Source organism: Bhargavaea massiliensis (assembly GCF_050480245.1).
Classification (GTDB): Bacteria; Bacillota; Bacilli; order Bacillales; family Anoxybacillaceae; genus Anoxybacillus.
The window spans coordinates 20129-40374 of record NZ_JBCNEQ010000020.1 but is presented as its reverse complement, the minus strand read 5'-3'; the positions used below and the strand labels follow the sequence as shown (position 1 = coordinate 40374).

The window sequence follows — 20246 nt, the reverse complement described above, 5'->3', positions numbered from 1 at the left end:
ACAGAAGGGAATGATTGACATGTGTGGAATTACCGGATGGGTTCATTTTGGGCGTCATTTACGTCAAGAGAAAGAAACGGTGCTCAAGATGGCCAATACGCTCTCTTTCCGAGGGCCTGATGATACAAACGTTTGGCTTGACGACCATGCCGCATTTGGACATAAGCGGCTTGTCGTTGTCGACCCAGCAGGCGGCGTCCAGCCGATGACGCGAATAAAAAACGGTTATGCCTATACGATTTGTTATAATGGCGAACTGTATAATACAGAAGATATTCGCAAACAGTTATTGCAAAAAGGATATACGTTTCAAGGGCATTCCGATACAGAAGTGTTGCTTACCGCATACATGGAATGGCGTGAACAATGTGTCGATCATTTAAACGGCATTTTTGCATTTGCGGTTTGGGATGGTGAGCGCCGTCATTTGTTTTTAGCGCGCGATCGTTTAGGAGTGAAGCCGCTCTTTTATCGTCATGAACAAGGAGAGTTTTTATTCGCTTCGGAAATTAAAGCGATTTTAGCGCATCCAAACGTTCGAGCGGAAATTGATCGCGAAAGTTTATGCGAAATTTTAGCGCTCGGTCCGTCACGCACCCCGGGACATGGCGTATTTCGAACGATTCATGAACTGCGCCCGGCTCATGCGATGATCGTTGCCCAACATGGCGTGCGTCAATGGCGATATTGGAACGTCAAAAGCGCACCGCACGTGCATTCATTTGATGAGACCGTGGAACATATTCGGACGTTGCTCATTGATGCGATTACGCGTCAACTCGTTTCGGATGTCCCTGTTTGTACGTTTTTGTCTGGTGGCGTCGATTCGAGCGCCATTACAGCGATTGCTGCGCAGGCGTTTGAACGAGAAGGGAAAGGACCGCTTCATACGTATTCCATTGATTATGAAGAAAATGAACAATATTTTACAGCGAACGCATTTCAACCGAACAGCGACGGACCGTGGATTAAACAAATGTCCGATGCGTTTCAAACCGTTCATCATACGTGTGTCATTTCGCAACAACAGTTAGCCGATGAGTTAAAAGCGGCAGTGATCGCACGCGATTTGCCAGGCATGGCGGATATCGATTCGTCGCTTCTCTGGTTTTGTCGGCAAATTAAGCAACAGTTTGTTGTTAGTTTGTCGGGGGAATGTGCCGACGAAATTTTCGGGGGATATCCGTGGTTTCATAGAAAAGAAGATTTTGAGCGCGACGGATTTCCGTGGATGCGGTCGTTAAATGAACGGTTTGATCTTTTAAATGAAACGTGGCGAGAAAAACTGCCGCTTCATGAGTATGCGCATATGCGTTATAAAGAAACGCTTCGTGAAGTTCCTCACGCAGACGGAGAAAGCGCAGAAGAAGCGCGCCGCCGTGAATTATTTTATTTAAATATGATTTGGTTTATGACGACGCTTTTAGATCGAAAAGATCGAATGAGCATGGCGGCAAGTTTAGAAGTGCGCGTGCCGTTTGCCGATCATCGCCTCGTTGAGTATGTATGGAACGTTCCGTGGGAGATGAAGATGCACAACAATCGTGAAAAAGGCATTTTGCGTAAAGCGTTGGAAGGGATTTTGCCAGATGGCGTCTTGTATCGGAAAAAAAGTCCGTATCCGAAAACGCACCATCCGCGTTATACCGACATCGTTGCTGAACGGTTAGGGACGATTTTAACGAATCGTTCGTCCGTCTTATATGAATTGTTTGATGAAAAGAAGTTAAAAGAACTAGTTGAGACAAAGGGAAACTCGTTCCGCATCCCATGGTTTGGCCAGCTTATGTCTGGGCCGCAACTTTTAGCGTATTTTATTCAGTTTCATGAATGGTTTGAGCATTATAACATTCATTTAAAAGAAAACTGAGAAAACCCGAACAACGTTGTCGTTGTTCGGGTTTTTAAGCTGTCGCTTCCTTTTTGACGAACGATTTTGTGCGCCATACGTTTGATTTCCAGCGCCAATAGACGAGCAAGCCGCGCAGCCATTCGTCCGCTGTAAAGGCGAGCCAGATGCCGACTAAGCCGAGATCGAATAAAATGCCAAGCACGTAAGCGAGTGGGACGCTGACGCCCCACATCGAAGCGATGCCGATATAGACGGGAAATTTCACATCGCCAGCAGCGCGGAGGGAGTTAATAATCACAAGGTTAAACGAACGACCAGGTTCAAGAAGCATCGTAAGTAAAATGAGCGTCCCGCCTGTTTCAATCATCCGTTTATTGCTTGTGAAAATGGAAAACAATTGATCGGAAAAGACGGAAAACAACGCTGCCATCGTAAACGAAATGATAATTGCAAGTCGCAAACTCCGCAAGCAACGGGTATATGCTTCTTGGAAACGTTCTGCACCGACAAGATGTCCGACGATAATTTGTGTGCCTTGCCCGATGGCGACGCTAAATAAAAAAATAAACATCATGATGTTTTGTGTATATACCCTTGTCGTTAACGCTTCTGTGCCAAGCATTGTAATAAAATATGTGATCGCAAGTTGTGACGTATTGTAAGCGACATGTTCGCCAGCTGATGGAACACCAATTTTTAATAATTGTTTGACGTAAGTAAATGAAAGCGCCTCTTTCGCCCAAAGTGGAAGAGGGTACGGGAGGCGTTTCAGCACAACAACAAATCCAACGACAAGACCGATGATTCGGCTGATGGTCGTTGACCAAGCGACGCCTTCTACACCTAAAACAGGTAAGCCAAACGGTCCGAACAACACGAAATAGTTGCCGATAATGTTTAATATATTGATCCCGATTGTAATATTCATCATATCACGTGTAAAACCGTAACTGCGCAAAATGGCGCCGAGCGTCATAATGAGCGCTTGCACAAATAAAAAGCCGCCAACAATCCATAAATACGCGCGCGCATCAGCCATCAGCTCATGCGGTACATTCATCAAGTGAAGAAGCCAATCGCTTCCTGCCCCAAGCGCAACACTTAATGCGATGCCAAATAACAAATTCGCCCAAATGGAAGCCGCTCCGATATAAGAAGCTGTTTTTTCATCGTTTGCCCCAGCATATTGTGCAATTAAAATCGATGTTCCGGTCGCAATAAAACCAAACATGACAACGACCATAGACAATAGTTGATTTGCTACACCGACTGCCGCAACCGCTTCATCTGTGTAGTGGCTAAGCATAAACGTATCGGCATTACCGGTCAACATGTGAAGCGTCAATTCAATAAAAATGGGCCATGTGAGCGCAAATAAAGAAAGTTTTTTTGCCAAACAAGACAACCCCTTTACAATTTCCGACTTACAAACTGTTTTTAGTTTAATAGATTGGATATAATGATGAAAAGAGAAAAAGGCGATGACTTTTATACATTTCCGACTTGAAGGAGGAATTGGATGTATATATCGTTTTCCGTTCCGCCATTTCCGATTTTTATTAAAGGTGGCGAAGCGATGTTTCGCAAAGGAATGAAACATTTTCGTCGCACGTTTTCCGTATTTGATTTACTGTATGTGCAAAAAGGGACATTATATATGACGGAACAACAAGAAACGTTCGCTGTCCGTGAGGGGGAATACGTCATTTTATGTCCATGGTTTGAACATTATGGACATGAGCCTTGTGATGAGGATACATATTTTATTTGGGTTCATTTTTCGGTCCCGCAATACGAGCGCGTGGAAAAACAGCCATACGGATGGGGCGATATTATCGAACGAGAGGCGACGTATGTCGATTATGCGCAATATCGTCTGTTTATTCCACAATATGGAAAGTTAAAACAAATAGGAATGGAGACGATGTTGCAACATATCGTTCGTGAGCAACAAACACCGGATCATTCGTTGGCGCAACAGCTGTTATTTGCACAATGGATCGTTCAATTGCAAAAACAAACGCTTCATATTCCGACAGCTGCCGAGCATGTATGTAGAGAAGCGATGGAATATATTCACCGCCATTATGATGAACCGTTTGAAATGGAGCATCTTGCTTATGCGCTTCGTCTTCATCCCGACTACATTTCGCGCTGCATGCAAAAAACGATTGGAATGAGTGCGCTGCAATATGTAAACGATTATCGACTGCAGATGGCAAAGAAAAAATTAGCCGCGACGAATGAGACGGTCGCGGCGATTGCAAAACAAGTCGGATTTGAAGATGGTGCGTATTTTTCTCGTGTATTTAAAAAAATGGAAGGGATGACCCCGAGCGAGTATCGTCGTTTTATACAGCGGACGTAGGCTGTACAAGTAGCATGAGAAATCCGTACGGCTCAATTGTCATCGTTTGCTTTGTAAGGAACTCGTTCGTCCAAAGATTTGTGATCGTTTTGTCTTTAAGTGAAAATGGAACGGTCCATGTAAGCGGTGTTTCCGCATTGTTTAATACGCAAACGATCGTCTCATCGTCGTATGTTTTGACATAAGCGATATGATTTGTTTCATCGTTTGTTTCTAACACATGAAATTCCCCAAATCGCAAGGCGCGATACTGTTTGCGCAACGCAATGAGCGTTTGTACGTGTGCGAATATATCGCGGTCTTGCTTTTCTTTTTCCCATATCATACATTTGCGGCAAAGCGGGTCTTGGCCGCCAGTTAAGCCGATTTCATCGCCGTAATAAATGCATGGAGAGCCGCTGAAAGAAAGCTGGAATGTAAACATGAGCTTCACTTTTTCTTTTTGTTCACCGCATTGCGTTAAAATGCGCGGCGTGTCATGGCTGCCGAGCAAGTTAAACGCGACTTCGTTTACGTTGTGCGGATAGTTATGCAACACATTTACGATCGTATAAGCAAATTCGCTTGCACGTACGTTTCCTTTCGCAAAGTAGTTGAGCGCCCCGTTTGTAAACGGATAGTTCATCACGGCGTCAAATTGATCTCCGCGTAGCCACGGCATTGCATCATGCCAAATTTCCCCAAGAATATAAACGTCCGGTTTGATCGCTTTCACCGCTTGGCGAAACTCGCGCCAAAATTGGTGATCGACTTCGTTTGCAACGTCTAACCGCCAGCCGTCAATATCGAACTCGCGAATCCAATATGTTGCGACATCTAATAAATATTGTTTCACTTCCGGGTTTTCTGTATTTAATTTCGGCATTTGTGGCACAAACGCAAACGTATCGTAATTTGGAATTGGTTCGGTTTGAAGCGGGAATTCACGAATATGGAACCAATCTTTATAGCGTGATTTCTCACCGTTTTTCAATACATCTTGAAACGGAGCGAAATAATAGCCGCTATGATTAAATACTGCATCAAGCATAACGCGAATGCCTTTTTGATGGCACGCATGAACGAGACGTTTAAATGTTTGTTTGTCGCCAAATTGCGGATCGATTTCGAAATAGTCGATCGTGTCGTATTTATGGTTCGATGGTGCTTTGAAAATAGGTGTAAAATAAATGCCGTTAATGCCGAGTTCGACAAGATAGTCTAATCGTTCAATAATGCCTTCGAAATCGCCACCGAAAAAGCTCGTTGTCGTTGGTTCCACGCTTCCCCATGGCAGTGTATTTGGCGGGTTTAAGCGCGGATTGCCGTTAGCGAATCGTTCAGGAAAAATTTGATACCATATTGTATTTTTCACCCAAGCAGGTGCGTCAAAGACGTCGGCACGATTTAAAAACGGGAAGCAAAAATAATAGGCGGTATCGTCCGTCGGCGCTTCTTCGTAAAAACCTTTTTCCGTATATATGAGCATATTGCCTTGAGCATGTAACTCAAAACCGTAGCGCAGGCGGCGATACGGGGGCTGCACAGCGATAAACCAATAATCAAATAGCGCGTCACAACCGCTTTTTTGCATTGGTTGTTTTTCAAACTGCCATGCGCCATCTTTCCAAACGTACGGATCGCCAAATAACAAATATACAGCATCGACATCGTCTTTTTTTGTCCGCAAACGAATATGTAGCGTTCGTTCGTCGTATGCATAAGCAAACGCATCTTTTGGACGATGGTAAATCGCTTCTTTCAACATGTTTCAACCACTCCTCTCAATTTTACGCGCAATCGATTGCGCTTTTTGTCACATGTTTAGGTGTTCCCGTTTTTCTCTTTTACAGAAGCGTATACAACCTTTATGTCAAGCGTAAAATCAACGGAAGTAAAAAGTCAACATTCATTCAAAAAAAGATGAAAAAAATAGTTGTCAAAACGGAAAATGATTGTATAATGAAGATGAAGATTGTGCAATCGCTTTCGCAAAAAAATGAAAGCGTTTGTACGTACTGCTTAAAACATAGGAGGGGTCGAAATGAAAAAGACAGTGTCCATTTTTTCATCGCTTGCGTTACTTGCAGGTGTGATGGCAGGTTGTGGTCCACAAGATGAGGCAAAACCGAAAGAAAATGAAAATGAAGGAAAAACTGAAGTGTCAGAAGATGGCATGCCGCCGAAACCGGAAAAGCTTGTCGTTTGGGAAGACCTGAAACGCGGTGTGGCGTTAGAGCCAGCAATTAAAGCATTCGAAGAAAAGTATGGTATTAAAGTAGAGTACAAAGAAGTTGAAATGGCGACAAAAATGCGCGATCAGCTTCGTTTGGACGGTCCAGCAGGAACAGGTCCTGACGTTATTACTGTTCCACACGACCAAATCGGTCAGCTCGTTACTGAAGGATTAATTCGTGAAATTCAAGTCGACCAAGCTGTATTAGATAAGTTTACAGAATCTTCTATCACTGCGCAAATGTATGATGGAAAATTGTACGGACTTCCAAAAGCGGTCGAAACACCTGTGTTCATCTACAATAAAAAGTTGATGGACAAAGCGCCAGAGACGATGGATGAGCTATATCAGTTCTCAAAAGAGTTTACAAAAGGAGGCAAATACGGTTTCTTAGCGCTTTGGGATAACTTCTATTTTGCACACGGCGTCATTGCTGGTATGGGCGGCTACGTATTTAAAAATAACAACGGTGCGTTAGATCGCAATGACATCGGTCTAAATAACGAAGGTGCAGTAAAAGGGACAGAATACATTCAACAATGGTATAAAGAATTGTTCCCGAAAGGTATTATCGGTGAAAGCGGCGGTTCAGCGATGGACGGTTTATTCAACGAAGGAAAAGCGGCATCTGTCATGAACGGTCCATGGGCGTTCCAAAGTATGCGTGATGCAGGCATCGATATCGGAGTGGCGCCAATGCCAAAACTGCCAAACGGCGAGCCTATGAAAACATTTATGGGTGTAAAAGGATGGCACGTATCAGCGTTCTCGAAACATCCTGAATGGGCAACAAAATTAATTGAGTTTATTACAAACGAAGAAAATGCGAAAAAACGCTTTGAGTTAACGCATGAAATTCCGCCAGTAAAATCGCTCATTGACGATCCGGTAATCGCAGAAGACGAAGGAGCGAAAGCAGTCGCAATTCAATCTCAATACGCTGTTCCAATGCCAAACATTCCAGAAATGGCAGAGGTATGGGGTCCAATGGCGACAGCGCTTCAGCTTGTAGCGACCCAAAAAGCAGAGCCGAAACAAGCGCTTGATGAAGCTGTAAAAACAATTAAGACGAACATTGAAACAAACCATCCAAGCAATTAAGAAACGAGCGGTATCTCTCTTGTAGAGGTACTGCTTCAACTTTCTATCGTTTGTTTATTTATTCACAATGCAGGTGGGCTCCTCGCAATTGGTCAGAAAGGAGACAAAGTCAATGGAAGCACAAATGTATCAATCGAACCATCGGAAAATTGCCCTCGGTTTATCCATTATTCCGGGATTTGGTCAATTGTATAATCGTCAATATGTGAAAGGTATTTCATTTTTTATTTTAGCTGCGTCTTTTCTTATCGTGTTTAAAGATTTGTTAAATATGGGATGGTGGGGGTTATTTACGCTCGGTGAAGTTGTTGGACGAGACCATTCTATTTTCTTGCTTGTTGAAGGAATTTTAGCTGTTATCGTATCTGTTTTTGGGTTAGGATTTTACGCATTCAATTTACGCGATGCCTATAAAAACGGGCAAAAGCGTGATTTAGGTTTGAAAATTAGCTCGCTGCGCGAGCAATATCGTGCGCTCGTTGACAACGGCTTTCCATATTTAATGATTTCACCAGGATTTATTTTGCTTGTGTTTGTCGTTATTTTCCCGATTATTTTCGTCGTCTTATTGGCGTTTACAAACTATGACTTATATCATTCACCGCCAGCGAAACTTGTTGACTGGGTTGGGTTTCAAAACTTCATTGACTTAGTGAAGCTCGATCTTTGGCGGAAAACGTTCATTAACGTCCTCGCATGGACGATCGTTTGGACGTTCGGTGCAACGACGTTACAAATTGCGCTCGGTATTTTCTTAGCGATTATTGTGAACCAAAAAGATTTAAAAGGAAAAGCGATCATTCGGACGATTTTCATTTTACCTTGGGCAGTTCCATCGTTTGTAACGATTCTCGTTTTCTCAGGTATGTTTAACGAATCGTTCGGAGTGATTAATAAAACGATTTTGGCGTCGTTAGGCATCGAACCGATTGAATGGATGACCGATCCGTTTTGGACGAAAGTGGCGTTAATTCTCATTCAAACGTGGCTCGGCTTCCCGTTCGTCTTTGCGATGACGACAGGAGTATTGCAAGCTATTCCGAACGAATTGTATGAAGCGGCGACAGTTGATGGCGCATCAAGTTGGCAAAAGTTTACGAAAATTACCCTTCCGCTCGTGTTGTATGCGACAGCGCCAATTTTAATTACGCAATATACGTTTAACTTCAATAACTTTACCATCATTTACTTATTTAATGGTGGTGGCCCTGCGATATCTGGGCAAAATGCTGGTGCGACTGACATTTTAATTTCGTGGATTTATCGTTTAACGATGACATCCGCCCAATATTCGAAAGCAGCTGCCATTACGTTACTTCTTTCCCTCGCTGTCGTATCAGTAGCGCTATGGCAATTTAGAAGAACAAAATCATTTAAGGAAGAGGATATGATGTAAGATGGATATGAAAGGACAAAAACTCATTCGGTTGACGTTGTCGTATGCAGTCGTTTTGGTGATGACGATCATTATCGTCTATCCGCTTCTTTGGGTCGTTGGCTCGTCATTTAATCCGGGACAAAGCTTATCTGGGTCAAAAATGATTCCAGACAACGCCACGCTAGCGCACTATAAAGAATTGTTCGATACATCGCAAAGCGATTATTTGACTTGGTATTGGAACTCGTTAAAAATTGCGACGTTGACGATGATTTTTTCCGTTATTTTAGTAAGTTTAACGGCGTATTCGTTTTCCCGTTACCGCTTCGTCGGGCGTCGAAACGGATTGATGACGTTTTTAATTTTGCAGATGATCCCAAACTTTGCGGCGCTCATTGCTATCTTCATTTTAGCGCTTTTAACAGGATTAGTTGATACGCATTTAGGGTTAATTCTCGTATACGTCGGTGGAGCCATTCCGATGAATACGTGGCTGATGAAAGGATATTTAGATACGATTCCGAAAGAGCTTGACGAATCGGCGAGAATTGACGGAGCGGGGCATTTGCGCATTTTCTTCCAAATCGTTTTGCCGCTTGCGAAACCAATTATTGCGGTTGTGGCGCTCTTTACGTTTATCGCTCCGTTTGGCGATTTCATTTTAGCGAGCGTGTTGCTTCGCAGCAAAGAAAAATATACGCTTGCGGTTGGATTATACGATTTAGTGGCAAAACAGTTCGGCAGCGAATTTACAACGTTTGCGGCAGGTTCCGTTTTAATTGCGGTGCCGATCGCTATTCTCTTCCTTTCATTCCAAAAGTATTTCGTCTCTGGCTTAACGGCGGGTGGAACAAAAGGGTGAGAAACGAAAGGAAAGAATCGTTTTGGTTCTTTCCTTTCTTACTATTTTATTTAGAGATATGTTAACATAAGAAGCTTTGGAATGAATGGGGAGTGAAATGAAATGAAACGTGTATTTCGCGCGCTACTTATTTTTGTTTTGTTGTTGTCCGTGACGGCGCCGGTAAGTGCGAAAACGGAGCGAACGTGGCAAGATGAACGCATATATTTTATTATGGTCGACCGTTTTAATAACGGCAATCCAAAAAATGACTATGAAGTGAACGTGCATGATCCAAAAGCATATCATGGCGGTGATTTGCAAGGAATTATTGACAAGCTTGACTACATAAAAGGAATGGGCTTTACAGCCATTTGGCTCACGCCTATTTTTGCGAACGAAAAAGGCGGGTATCACGGTTATTGGATTGAAGATTTTTATAAAGTGGAAGAACATTTTGGTACGCTCGATGATTTCAAACGGCTTGTAAAAGAAGCACATAAGCGCGATATGAAAGTCATTTTAGATTTTGTCGTCAATCATACAGGATACAATCATCCGTGGCTGAACGACCCTGCGAAAAAAGATTGGTTTCATGAGAAAAAAGACATTTTCAATTGGGCAAATCAACAAGAAGTTGAAAATGGCTGGCTGTTTGGTCTCCCAGATTTAGCACAAGAAAATCCGGAAGTGAAAGCGTATTTATTTGATGCGGCTAAATGGTGGATTCAAGAAACGGACATTGACGGCTATCGTTTAGATACGGTCAAACATGTGCCAAAGTGGTTTTGGGACGAGTTTTCTAAAGAAGTGAAATCAGTGAAAAAAGACTTTTTCCTTCTCGGTGAAGTGTGGCATGACGATCCGCGTTATGTAGCGGAATATGGGAAGCACGGAATTGATGCGCTCATCGATTTTCCGTTTTATAAAGAAGCGTCAACGATTTTTTCAAACGTCGATCAATCGCTTGAACCGCTTTACAACGTATGGAAGCGAAACGAGGCGTTTTATGACCGTCCGTATTTACTTGGCACGTTTTTAGATAATCATGATACCGTTCGTTTTACACGGTTAGCATTGCAAAATCGCATCAATCCGGTGACGCGTTTAAAGCTTGGATTGACGTATTTGTTTTCGGCACCAGGCATTCCGATTATGTACTATGGAACAGAAATTGCGCTTGATGGCGGGGAAGATCCAGACAACCGTCGTTTAATGAATTTCCGTACAGATAAAGAGCTCATTGACTATGTCACAAAGCTCGGTGAATTACGCGAGAAGCTTCCGTCACTCCGCCGCGGCGATTTTGAGTTGCTTTATGAAAAAGACGGCATGGCGTTGTTTAAACGAACGTATGAAAACGAAACAGCGGTCATTGCGATTAACAATACGTCAAAAACGCAAAAAGTAACGCTCGATGACGAATTAGAACAAGGAAAAGAATTGCGCGGGTTGCTTGCAGGAGATTTAGTGCGAAGCAAGGACGGGAAGTATGACATCATTTTAGATCGTGAAACAGCGGAAATTTACGTACTTGCGCCAAAAACAGGGTTAAACATTCCGTTTATCGCGGCACTTCTTGCGGTATATACAGCATTTGGACTGTTTTTATACTTAGCGCGAAAACGAAAAGCACGATGAGAATGTGGGGGTAAGCGTGTATGCTAGAAGATACGAGTTTTGCGATTCGGCCGATTGATCGGACCGACGAGAAAGAAGTGTGGCAACCGATTGGGGATGTGCAAAAAATTGAAGAAAAAAAACAAATATTTGCATTTACTTGTGATCAAGCATTAGGTAAAATACGTTTTTATCGTGACGATATCGTTCGGGTGACGATCGATCCGTTCGCTGGGAAGTACGATTCCGTCAGCCCAGCGGTGATCGCAACGCCAGAAAAAGTGGACGTGCACGTTCGTGAAGGAGAACATGGCTGGGAGCTGCAGACGAAACAGCTGACGGTCGTCATCGAGCGAAGCCCGTTTCGGTTAGCGATATACGACAATGAAGGAACGTTGCTTGTGCGCGATGAACAACCTGTATGTTTTCAAGCAAAAGGGCGTATACGCTGTGCACACGCGCTCACCCCAACAGATGTCGTATATGGATTAGGAGAAAAAACAGGTGTGTTAAATAAGCGCGGTGCAGTATGGACGATGTGGAATACGGATGTGTACGCGCCGCACAATTTAGAAACAGACCCATTATATCAGTCGCATCCATATATGATGATGTTAAAAAACGGGCATGCGCACGGCATTTTTTTCGATCATACGTACAAAACGACGTTTGATTTACGCCATGAATCGTTTTATACGTTCTTGGCGTATGCGTGTCGCATTTGTTGGTGATGTACCGTTCACAATTGTTGTTAATGGGGAACAACGAGTCATCGATGAAGCGACAAACACGTTTGTTTTGTAAGGGGTGGGGGATTTTTATGACAGTAACGATTAAAGACGTAGCGAAGCGAGCGAATGTGGCGCCATCGACCGTTTCCCGCGTCATCGCAGATAGCCCGCGCATTAGCGAAAAAACGAAGAAAAAAGTGCGTGAGGCAATGAAAGAGCTTGGCTATCATCCGAATTTTATCGCGCGCAGCTTAGCGAATAAATCGACGCAAGTGATCGGGCTCGTCATGCCAAGTTCAGCAGATAAAGCGTTTCAAAACCCGTTTTTTCCGGAAGTCATTCGCGGCATCAGCAAAGCGGTGCATGACCGGCAATATGCTTTGCAGTTGTCAACGGGGGAAACGGAAGCGGAAATTTACGATGGCGTTGTGCATATGGTGCAAGGAAAGCGCGTCGATGGTGTCATTTTGCTGTATTCGCGTGCGAACGATAAAATTATGGCGTATTTACAGAAAGAAGATGTACCGTTTGTTGTCATTGGGAAACCGCATAAAAAAGCGGAAGAAATTACGCATGTTGATAACGATAACGTTCGGGCGGCGCGTGAGGCGACAGAATATTTAATTGAACTCGGTCATGAGCGCATCGCGTTTGTTGGTGGAAACGTCAATCTCGTTGTAACAATGGATCGTTTGCGCGGTTATGAAAAAGCGTTAAAATCTGCAGGTCTTGTATATCGAAAAGATTACATTGTGCATGAAGAATTTTTAAAAGAAGGCGGACAAGAGGCGATGAAAGAGTTGCTTTCACTTGCTGAACCGCCAACCGCGCTCGTTGTGGCGGACGATTTAATGGCTCTTGGGGTATTAAATACGCTTGCTGAAATGGGGTTAAGCGTGCCGCGAGATGTATCGATCGTCAGCTTTAACAACGTACTTTTATCGGAAATTTCCCGTCCTCCGTTAACGTCGGTAGACATTAACATTTTCCAACTTGGCTTTGAAGCGGCAAGAAATTTAATACAACAAATCGAAAACCCAAATGAGCCGATTAAGCGAATCGTTATTCCACATACGATCGTGAAACGATTTTCGTGCGATTATTACAAAGCGCCTTCCAAATAGGAAGGTGTTTTTTTTGTAAACAGGCTAGGCGAGGAGGAAAAAATAGTGTATGATATTCTTAACATTCATGCTCTTTGAAAAACAATATACGATGAGCAAGTACGGTGCATACGTTCGTATGCTTAAAAGGGAAGAACGGTGCAAAGCCGTCGCGGTACCCGCCACTGTGATGGGGAGTTTCGCTGCAACGTGCCACTGATTTTTTGGGAAGGCGCAGCGAAATGATGAACCTAAGCCAGGAGACCTGCCTGCTTGCGATACGTCGGCTGCCTACGGGAATATAGGGAGACGTGCGGGGACGATGGACGTTATATATGCTTAGTGACGTATGCTCTATTTTTTGAATCTTTCGTTTTTTCTGCACCTCTGTCTAGAGGTGCTTTTTTATTTTGAAAAAAGGGGCGACATATATGGCAACATGGAATTTACAAGGAACGACACATCACGTGCTTATTTGCAACGGAGGAAGCTGCATGAGAAAAGGAGGGGAAGAGGTGACGCAAGCGATTCGTGATGAAATTGATCGATTGCAATTGCATGCCCACGTTCATACAACTCGAACACGATGCAACGGTCGCTGTGAAGATGCGTGTGTTGTTATCGTGTATCCAGAAGGTGTTTGGTATCGTACGATTGATGAACAAATAGGGAGGGACATTGTACGAAAACATGTAAAAGACGGAGAAGTGTTGCATAATTATGTGACGTATACGTACGATGAGGGTTTTGTTATACCTGAATATAGCGTAGCAACAGGTGGGAAAGAAAAGTGAAGAAATCGTTGTTTTGGATCGTTAGTGCGTGCTTTACTATGTATATTTTATTTGCACTTTCACCTTCTGTCTATGCGATGCACATTATGGAAGGATTTTTGCCGTGGCAGTGGGTGCTCGTTTGGTGGTTGTTATTTTTGCCGTTTTTCTTTGTAGGCTTGCGGACAATGACGCGCATCGTAAAGCAACAGCCGGAAACGAAAATGCTGCTTGCGCTAGCGACCGCATTTACATTCGTTCTTTCCGCTTTAAAAATTCCATCTGTCACAGGAAGCAGCTCGCATCCGACAGGGACAGGCCTCGGTGCGCTGTTATTTGGGCCGTTCGTCATGACGGTCATCGGTACGGCTGTGTTAATGTTTCAAGCATTATTGCTTGCGCATGGTGGATTGACAACGCTCGGTGCAAATGCGTTTTCGATGGCGGTGGTCGGTCCGTTTGTAGCGTACGTGTCGTTTGTTGCATGCCAAAAGCTTCGCATTTCGATGCGCCTTTCTGTTTTTGTGGCGGCGATGTTTGCCAATTTAGCTACGTATGTGATGACATCGATACAACTTGCGCTAGCATTTCCAGACGCAACAGGCGGGGTATGGGGGGCGTTCTTAAAGTTTGCTTCCATTTTTGCTTTCACTCAAATACCGCTTGCAATTACCGAAGGGCTTCTGACTGTTGTTGTATGGAATTTTTTACATACGTACACGAAACAAGAATTAAATATATTGCAACAGAAAGGGGCGTCTGCTAAATGAACAATCGACTATTGCTTTTCCTTGCCGCACTTTTGATCGTTTTGCCGCTCGTCGTTGTAAAACATACGGAGTTTGCTGGGGCAGATGCGCTTGCGGAGGAGATGATTCAACAACTTGCGCCCAATTATGAACCGTGGTTCGATGTGTTTTTTGAACCGCCCGGCGGGGAAGTAGAAACATTGCTATTTTCATTGCAGGCGGCAATTGGAGCGGGAGTGATTGGCTACATTATCGGCTTGTATAGAGGGCGAAAACGAAATGGTTAGCTGGCTTGACGAATGGGCGTATCGCAATCGGCTCGCGAAACTTCGGGCGACATTTAAACTGACATTTTCATTTATTTTGCTTATATGGGCGATGATTGGAACGAATGTCGGTCGGCTGCTTATGATCGGATGGATGCTCATTTGGCTCATTGTTTATGCGCGCTTACCGTGGCGTGCTTGCTTACGTGTTTGTTTACTTTTTTCGCTCGTCATTCTTTGGAGTAGCGCACCGCTTCTTCTTTCATTTGATGGTGATGTTGTGGACGTTTCCTATGTAGGTACGATTTGTTTACGAGCGTTTACATGCTCGCTCGTTCTTTTTTTTCTTACCGCAACAACGCCATTTTTTCGCTTGGCATGCGCACTGCAAACATTGCGCATCCCGCGTGTACTAATAGAGTTTCTATTGTTAACGTACCGTTTCATTTTCATGTTGGAAAAGGCAGCAAGGGAGTTGTTTGTTACGGTGCGCGTGAGACAAGGGGAACGAAATTGGCGGATCGCTTCACTTGCTGTTGCACAATTGTTACGCCACACATTGCATCAATATGAGGCGATGGTCATTGCGCAAAGAGCGCGCCACGTCTCTTTTACAGTTCCGCGGTGCATGGACGAGCAATTGCCAAAAAGGTATGTCATTGAAGCATCGCTTGGCATCGTTGTTTTACTCATCGTGGAGGGATTATATGTTGCAGTTTCATGATGTTCACTATACGTACCGAAACGGTGCGCACGTCTTAAAAGGAGTATCGCTTACGATCGAACGCGGAAAAAAATATGCATTGATCGGAAAAAACGGTTGTGGAAAAACAACATGGTTGCTTCATACAAACGGCATTTATCGCCCAACAAAAGGGGAGGTGTATTGGGAAGGAAAACGTGTAAAGGAACATTTACGTCAACATGTCGGCGTCGTTTTTCAAAATCCAGAACATCAATTTTTAGCACCAACGATTGAGGAAGAGCTTGCGCTTAGTTTGCAAGGTAATAGCGAACGGATCGAACGAGCGATAAAAACATTTTCGCTTGCTGAATGGCGAGACGTGCCCATTCATCATCTCAGTCTCGGACAAAAAAAGTGGTTGTCGCTCGCTGTAGCGATGGCCTCTCAACCGGAGTTGCTTATTGTCGATGAGCCAGCTGCTTATTTAGATGCTGCACAGAGCGAGCGCCTCATCATGAAACTAAATGAGTGGCACGAAGCAGGTACGACGCTCGTTGTCATCACTCATGATTTTGATTTCGTATGGCAATGGGCAGACGAAGTGTTTGTCATGCATGATGGACGCATCGTTTTGCACGGTACACCTGCGTTTATATTTTCACAAGCGGATATTTTTCACCAGCTTCGTTTGCCGCTTCCTCTTCTTTTACGCATATGGATGAAGGAAAATAAGACGTGTACAGAACAACAACTGTTTGAATGGATCGAACGATGGAAAAAGGGGTGAAAACATAATGGGAAAATTGTTTGTTGTCGGTTTTGGCCCAGGAAGTGTTGATCATATGACGAAACGGGCGCGTGAAGCGATTGAAGAAAGCGATGTTATCGTTGGTTATAAAACTTATATCGACTTAGTTGTCGATTTAATCGATGGAAAAGAAGTGATTAGCACAGGGATGACGGAAGAGGTGAGTCGAGCACAAGAAGCTGTAAAGCAGGCGGAACGCGGAAAAAACGTCGCTGTCATCTCGAGCGGAGATGCCGGGTTGTACGGAATGGCTGGGCTTGTTTACGAGGTGTTAATTGAGAAAGGATGGAGAAAAGAAACGGGAGTGGAAGTAGAAATCATTCCGGGCGTTTCTGCAATTCATTCTTGTGCCGCTTTGCTAGGGGCACCGATTATGCACGATGCATGCACGATTAGTTTGAGCGATCATTTAACACCATGGCACATCATCGCAAAGCGAATTGAGGCAGCCGCAGCAGCTGACTTTGTTATTGCGCTATACAATCCGAAAAGCGGTCGCCGTACCCAGCAGATTGTCGAAGCGCAACGTATTTTATTAACATATCGTTCACCACATACACCTGTTGGTCTCGTCAAAAGCGCGTACCGCGAACGACAACATATTGTATTAACAAGTTTAGGAGACATGTTAGAGTACGACATCGGTATGTTAACGACCGTTATTATTGGGAACTCTTCCACATTTGTTTACGATGGACTGATGATTACACCCCGTGGTTATGAACGGAAATATAAGCTAGCGAGCGCTGTTCAACCGTTAAAGCCACATGAACGGTTGCGACCAGAGGCGGAACCGTGGTCACTCGCAAACGTGCGCGCGATTGCCGAAGAAGCGTACGAAAAAGTGAGTGCTCCAAAACAGATAGAAAGATTAGAAATAGCAATTAGTCCAGGGGTGACAAATAAAACGTTAACAACGAAACAAATGATAGACATTGCACGCATCGTTGGTGAAAAAGGAACGATTACGTACACACCAGATCATTATCTTAAAGTGACGATGGAAACAGAACGACCAGACGAAGTTGTTCGTGAGCTTTTAGAAGCTGGTTTAACCGTCGCCCCAACAGGAAATGTATTTGTTATGAAAGCGTGTGATTTTTGTGACGGAGAGAAAAAAGACGCCATTCCTTATGCTGAACAATTATACAAACAATTTGGCGGGATGGAATTGCCAAAAGAATTGCGGCTTGGATTTAACGGGTGTGGCATGGCTTGTTATGGCGCTGTCCATGAAGATATTGGCATCGTCTATCGGAAAGGAGCATTTGATTTATTTTTAGGAGGAAAAACTGTAGGAAGAAATGCGCATCCCGGTCAGCTTGTCGCCGAAGGCATTCATCCAAATGATCTTGTTGAAACAGTTGCTCGTATTGTTAGGCAATATAAAGAGGAAGGATATGCGAATGAACGTTTCCATAAATTTTTTGAACGAAAAAAAGAAGTCGGCGGTTTTGTTTACGGTGAAACGTTAAAAACAGAGCCAGCGGCATGTGGGGAGTGAGGCAAATGAGAGCAATTTTATTTGTTGGGCATGGAAGTAGGGATGAAGAAGGAAACGAGCAAGTACGTCAATTTGTTCAACACATTCGTCCGCAAATTGATCAGACGTTTTATGTGTACACGTGTTTTTTAGAGTTCGGTGTCCCATCTGTTATAGATGGCATTGCTCACTGTGTGGAACGAGGGGCAACGAGTGTTACTGTTATTCCGATCATTTTGCTTCCGGCTGGACATTCGAAGTTGCATATTCCGGCAGCGATTGATGAGGCAAAAGAACGTTACCCGTACGTCTCATTTACGTACGGAAGACCACTCGGTATTCATGAAGAAACGTTTACCATTTTAAATGATCGTCTGCAAGAAGCAAACGTTGCGATAGATGAGCAGACGGCGGTCATTTTGCTTGGGCGCGGTGGGAGCGATCCAGATGCCAATAGCGATTTGTATAAAATTGCTCGTTTATTTTGGGAACAAAACAAACAAGCAATCGTTGAGCCAGCGTTTATGGGGGTAACAAATCCATCGTTAGATGAGGCAGTGGAACGATGTGTAAAACTCGGGGCTAAAACAATTGTCGTTTTACCTTACTTTTTATTTACAGGCGTACTTATAAAGCGGTTAGAAAAGCGAGTTTCCGAGTTTCAAAGCACATACTCGGACATTTCGTTTGTGCTTGCGCATTATTTTGGATTTCATCCATCGCTACAGACGATTGTGCTCGATCGGTTGCAAGAAGCAATAAGCAATTCGGTTCGTATGAATTGTGATACGTGTCAATATCGTCTTCATGTCGCCGAACATCATCACCATCATCACCATTACGATCATTGAGGTGAAGCACATGATTATGATGTTATCAGGAACAAGCGATGCGAGACAGTTAGCGCTAGCTATTCGCGATGCGGGATATGACATATTTGCGACCGTCGTTACCGAACATGCGGCAGAGCAGATGGCTCATGTCGGCATTCATGCGCACGTCGGACGATTAACAGCGTCACAAATGATTGCGCTCATGAACGAACATAAAGTTAAGGCGATCGTTGACGCGAGCCATCCGTTTGCGGAAGAGGCGTCGCGGCAAGCGATGCAGGCAGCAGGGAAAGCAAATGTCCCGTATATTCGTTATGAAAGAAAAGAAAGTGTGATTACGTATGATCGTGTCACATTTGTCGATAGCTATGAAGCGGCGGCACAGTATGCAGCAAAAAAAAGAGGAGTCATTATGCTTACGACGGGAAGCAAAACGTTACACATTTTTGCAGAGCAGTTGCTTCCGCTTCCCGATGTTCGCCTCATTGCCCGTATGTTACCGCGGAAGGACAATATGGAAAAGTGCGAACAATTGGGCTTTCCACAAGAAAATATTATTGCGATGCAAGGTCCGTTTACGAAACAGTTAGATGTTGCACTTATGAAACACTTCGGAGTGACGCTTCTTGTGACGAAAGAAAGCGGACGAGTTGGCTTCGTTGATGAAAAAATTGCTGCGGCGCAAGAACTCGGTATTGAATCAGTCATCATTCGCCGCCCAAAACTTGCTTATCCAAACGTGTACAATGAGTTTTCCGACATCATTCGCGCACTTGAGCGCGAGATAAAAAAGGAGGAAAAGTAAATGTTTCGTCCAATAACTGTGCAACCAGAACAAATTGAGCAAAAAAGCTTTCAAATCATTGATGAAGAAATAGGGGAGCATCCGTTTTCAGAAGAGCAATACGCCATTGTTCAACGCGTCATTCACGCGAGCGCGGACTTTGAATTAGGGAAAAGTTTGTTGTTTCATCCGCGAGCGGTTGAAGCAGGAGTGGCTGCGATTCGTGCGGGGAAAAAGATTGTGGCTGATGTACAAATGGTGCAAGTTGGAATTAATAAAGCGCGTATTGAAAAATATGGTGGGAGCGTTCATGTATACATTTCTGATGAAGATGTGATAAAAGAAGCGAAACGATTAAACACAACGAGAGCGATTGTTGCGATGCGCAAAGCGGTGCAAGAAGCGGAGGGGGGCATTTTTGCCATTGGTAACGCTCCGACAGCTCTACTAGAACTCATTCGACTAGTGAAAGAAGGGGAGGCGCGCCCAAGTCTCATTATCGGGTTACCCGTCGGATTTGTCTCAGCAGCAGAATCAAAAGAAGAATTGGCGAAATTGGATGTTCCGTTTATCACAAATATCGGGAGAAAGGGAGGGAGTACGGTAACTGTCGCCGCATTAAATGCGTTGTCCATTTTAGCGGAGCGAGAATAAGT

19 protein-coding genes and 1 riboswitch are annotated in these 20246 nt (G+C 44.0%); of the genes, 17 read left to right on the top strand and 2 right to left on the bottom strand.

Going from position 1 to position 20246, the window contains the following annotated elements; all coding sequences use genetic code 11:
• Positions 1-19 precede the first annotated feature (19 nt).
• Complete coding sequence (gene asnB / locus ABEV15_RS05915; protein ID WP_498852652.1) at positions 20-1870, top strand: asparagine synthase (glutamine-hydrolyzing); 1851 nt, start codon at positions 20-22, stop codon at positions 1868-1870.
• Positions 1871-1904: 34 nt separating this feature from the next.
• Here asnB and ABEV15_RS05910 read toward each other — a convergent pair whose 3' ends face one another.
• Positions 1905-3248, bottom strand: a complete 1344-nt coding sequence (locus ABEV15_RS05910; RefSeq protein WP_498852647.1) for an MATE family efflux transporter — start codon at positions 3246-3248, stop codon at positions 1905-1907.
• A 123-nt stretch (positions 3249-3371) separates the two neighbouring features.
• Here ABEV15_RS05910 and ABEV15_RS05905 point away from each other — a divergent pair, with 123 nt between their 5' ends.
• The gene (locus tag ABEV15_RS05905; RefSeq protein WP_498852646.1) at positions 3372-4220 is read left to right on the top strand and encodes a helix-turn-helix domain-containing protein; all 849 of its coding nucleotides are present in this window, start codon (positions 3372-3374) and stop codon (positions 4218-4220) included.
• Here the strand turns inward: ABEV15_RS05905 and ABEV15_RS05900 are convergent.
• The gene (locus ABEV15_RS05900; protein WP_498852645.1) at positions 4204-5967 is read right to left on the bottom strand and encodes an alpha-glycosidase; all 1764 of its coding nucleotides are present in this window, start codon (positions 5965-5967) and stop codon (positions 4204-4206) included. The two genes, ABEV15_RS05905 and ABEV15_RS05900, sit on opposite strands and share 17 nt — an antisense overlap.
• A gap of 276 nt (positions 5968-6243) precedes the next feature.
• On the opposite strand from ABEV15_RS05900, the gene ABEV15_RS05895 reads away from it, so the two are divergent.
• The 15 genes from ABEV15_RS05895 to ABEV15_RS05825 all read left to right on the top strand — a co-directional run bounded on the left by ABEV15_RS05895 (position 6244) and on the right by ABEV15_RS05825 (position 20244).
• On the top strand, positions 6244-7536 hold the full coding sequence (locus ABEV15_RS05895; protein WP_498852644.1) for an extracellular solute-binding protein: 1293 nt from the start codon (positions 6244-6246) through the stop codon (positions 7534-7536).
• Positions 7537-7648: 112 nt separating this feature from the next.
• Complete coding sequence (locus ABEV15_RS05890; RefSeq protein WP_498852643.1) at positions 7649-8932, top strand: carbohydrate ABC transporter permease; 1284 nt, start codon at positions 7649-7651, stop codon at positions 8930-8932.
• A 1-nt stretch (position 8933) separates the two neighbouring features.
• Entirely contained in the window at positions 8934-9776 is an 843-nt protein-coding gene (locus ABEV15_RS05885) for a sugar ABC transporter permease (RefSeq protein WP_498852642.1), read from the top strand.
• A gap of 102 nt (positions 9777-9878) precedes the next feature.
• Positions 9879-11396, top strand: a complete 1518-nt coding sequence (locus tag ABEV15_RS05880) for an alpha-amylase family glycosyl hydrolase (protein WP_498852641.1) — start codon at positions 9879-9881, stop codon at positions 11394-11396.
• A 20-nt stretch (positions 11397-11416) separates the two neighbouring features.
• Positions 11417-12106 carry a hypothetical protein gene (locus ABEV15_RS05875; protein WP_498852640.1) on the top strand — a complete coding sequence of 230 codons (690 nt, stop codon included), beginning with the start codon at positions 11417-11419 and terminating at the stop codon, positions 12104-12106.
• Positions 12107-12195: 89 nt separating this feature from the next.
• Positions 12196-13230: a LacI family DNA-binding transcriptional regulator gene (locus ABEV15_RS05870; RefSeq protein WP_498852639.1), complete on the top strand. Its 1035-nt coding sequence runs from the start codon at positions 12196-12198 to the stop codon at positions 13228-13230.
• A gap of 84 nt (positions 13231-13314) precedes the next feature.
• A riboswitch (cobalamin riboswitch) is annotated at positions 13315-13496 on the top strand.
• A gap of 144 nt (positions 13497-13640) precedes the next feature.
• Positions 13641-14003, top strand: coding sequence for a (2Fe-2S) ferredoxin domain-containing protein (locus ABEV15_RS05865; protein ID WP_498852638.1), 363 nt, complete (start codon positions 13641-13643; stop codon positions 14001-14003).
• Positions 14000-14752, top strand: a complete 753-nt coding sequence (locus tag ABEV15_RS05860) for an energy-coupling factor ABC transporter permease (protein ID WP_498852637.1) — start codon at positions 14000-14002, stop codon at positions 14750-14752. The genes ABEV15_RS05865 and ABEV15_RS05860 overlap by 4 nt, the downstream gene beginning before the upstream one ends.
• Complete coding sequence (locus ABEV15_RS05855; protein ID WP_004891947.1) at positions 14749-15018, top strand: energy-coupling factor ABC transporter substrate-binding protein; 270 nt, start codon at positions 14749-14751, stop codon at positions 15016-15018. The genes ABEV15_RS05860 and ABEV15_RS05855 overlap by 4 nt, the downstream gene beginning before the upstream one ends.
• The gene (locus ABEV15_RS05850; RefSeq protein ID WP_498852636.1) at positions 15011-15721 is read left to right on the top strand and encodes a CbiQ family ECF transporter T component; all 711 of its coding nucleotides are present in this window, start codon (positions 15011-15013) and stop codon (positions 15719-15721) included. Before ABEV15_RS05855 ends, ABEV15_RS05850 begins: the two co-directional genes overlap by 8 nt.
• Positions 15705-16469 (top strand): energy-coupling factor ABC transporter ATP-binding protein, encoded by a 765-nt coding sequence (locus ABEV15_RS05845; protein WP_498852635.1) that lies wholly within the window; start codon positions 15705-15707, stop codon positions 16467-16469. The genes ABEV15_RS05850 and ABEV15_RS05845 overlap by 17 nt, the downstream gene beginning before the upstream one ends.
• Positions 16470-16473: 4 nt before the next feature.
• Entirely contained in the window at positions 16474-17994 is a 1521-nt protein-coding gene (gene cobJ / locus ABEV15_RS05840; protein WP_498852651.1) for a precorrin-3B C(17)-methyltransferase, read from the top strand.
• 5 nt (positions 17995-17999) lie between these two features.
• A complete protein-coding gene (locus ABEV15_RS05835) occupies positions 18000-18824 on the top strand; it encodes a sirohydrochlorin chelatase (protein ID WP_498852634.1) in 825 nt (274 codons plus the stop codon).
• A gap of 10 nt (positions 18825-18834) precedes the next feature.
• Complete coding sequence (cobK, locus tag ABEV15_RS05830; protein ID WP_498852633.1) at positions 18835-19611, top strand: precorrin-6A reductase; 777 nt, start codon at positions 18835-18837, stop codon at positions 19609-19611.
• A complete protein-coding gene (locus ABEV15_RS05825; RefSeq protein ID WP_498852632.1) occupies positions 19612-20244 on the top strand; it encodes a precorrin-8X methylmutase in 633 nt (210 codons plus the stop codon).
• Positions 20245-20246 lie beyond the last annotated feature (2 nt).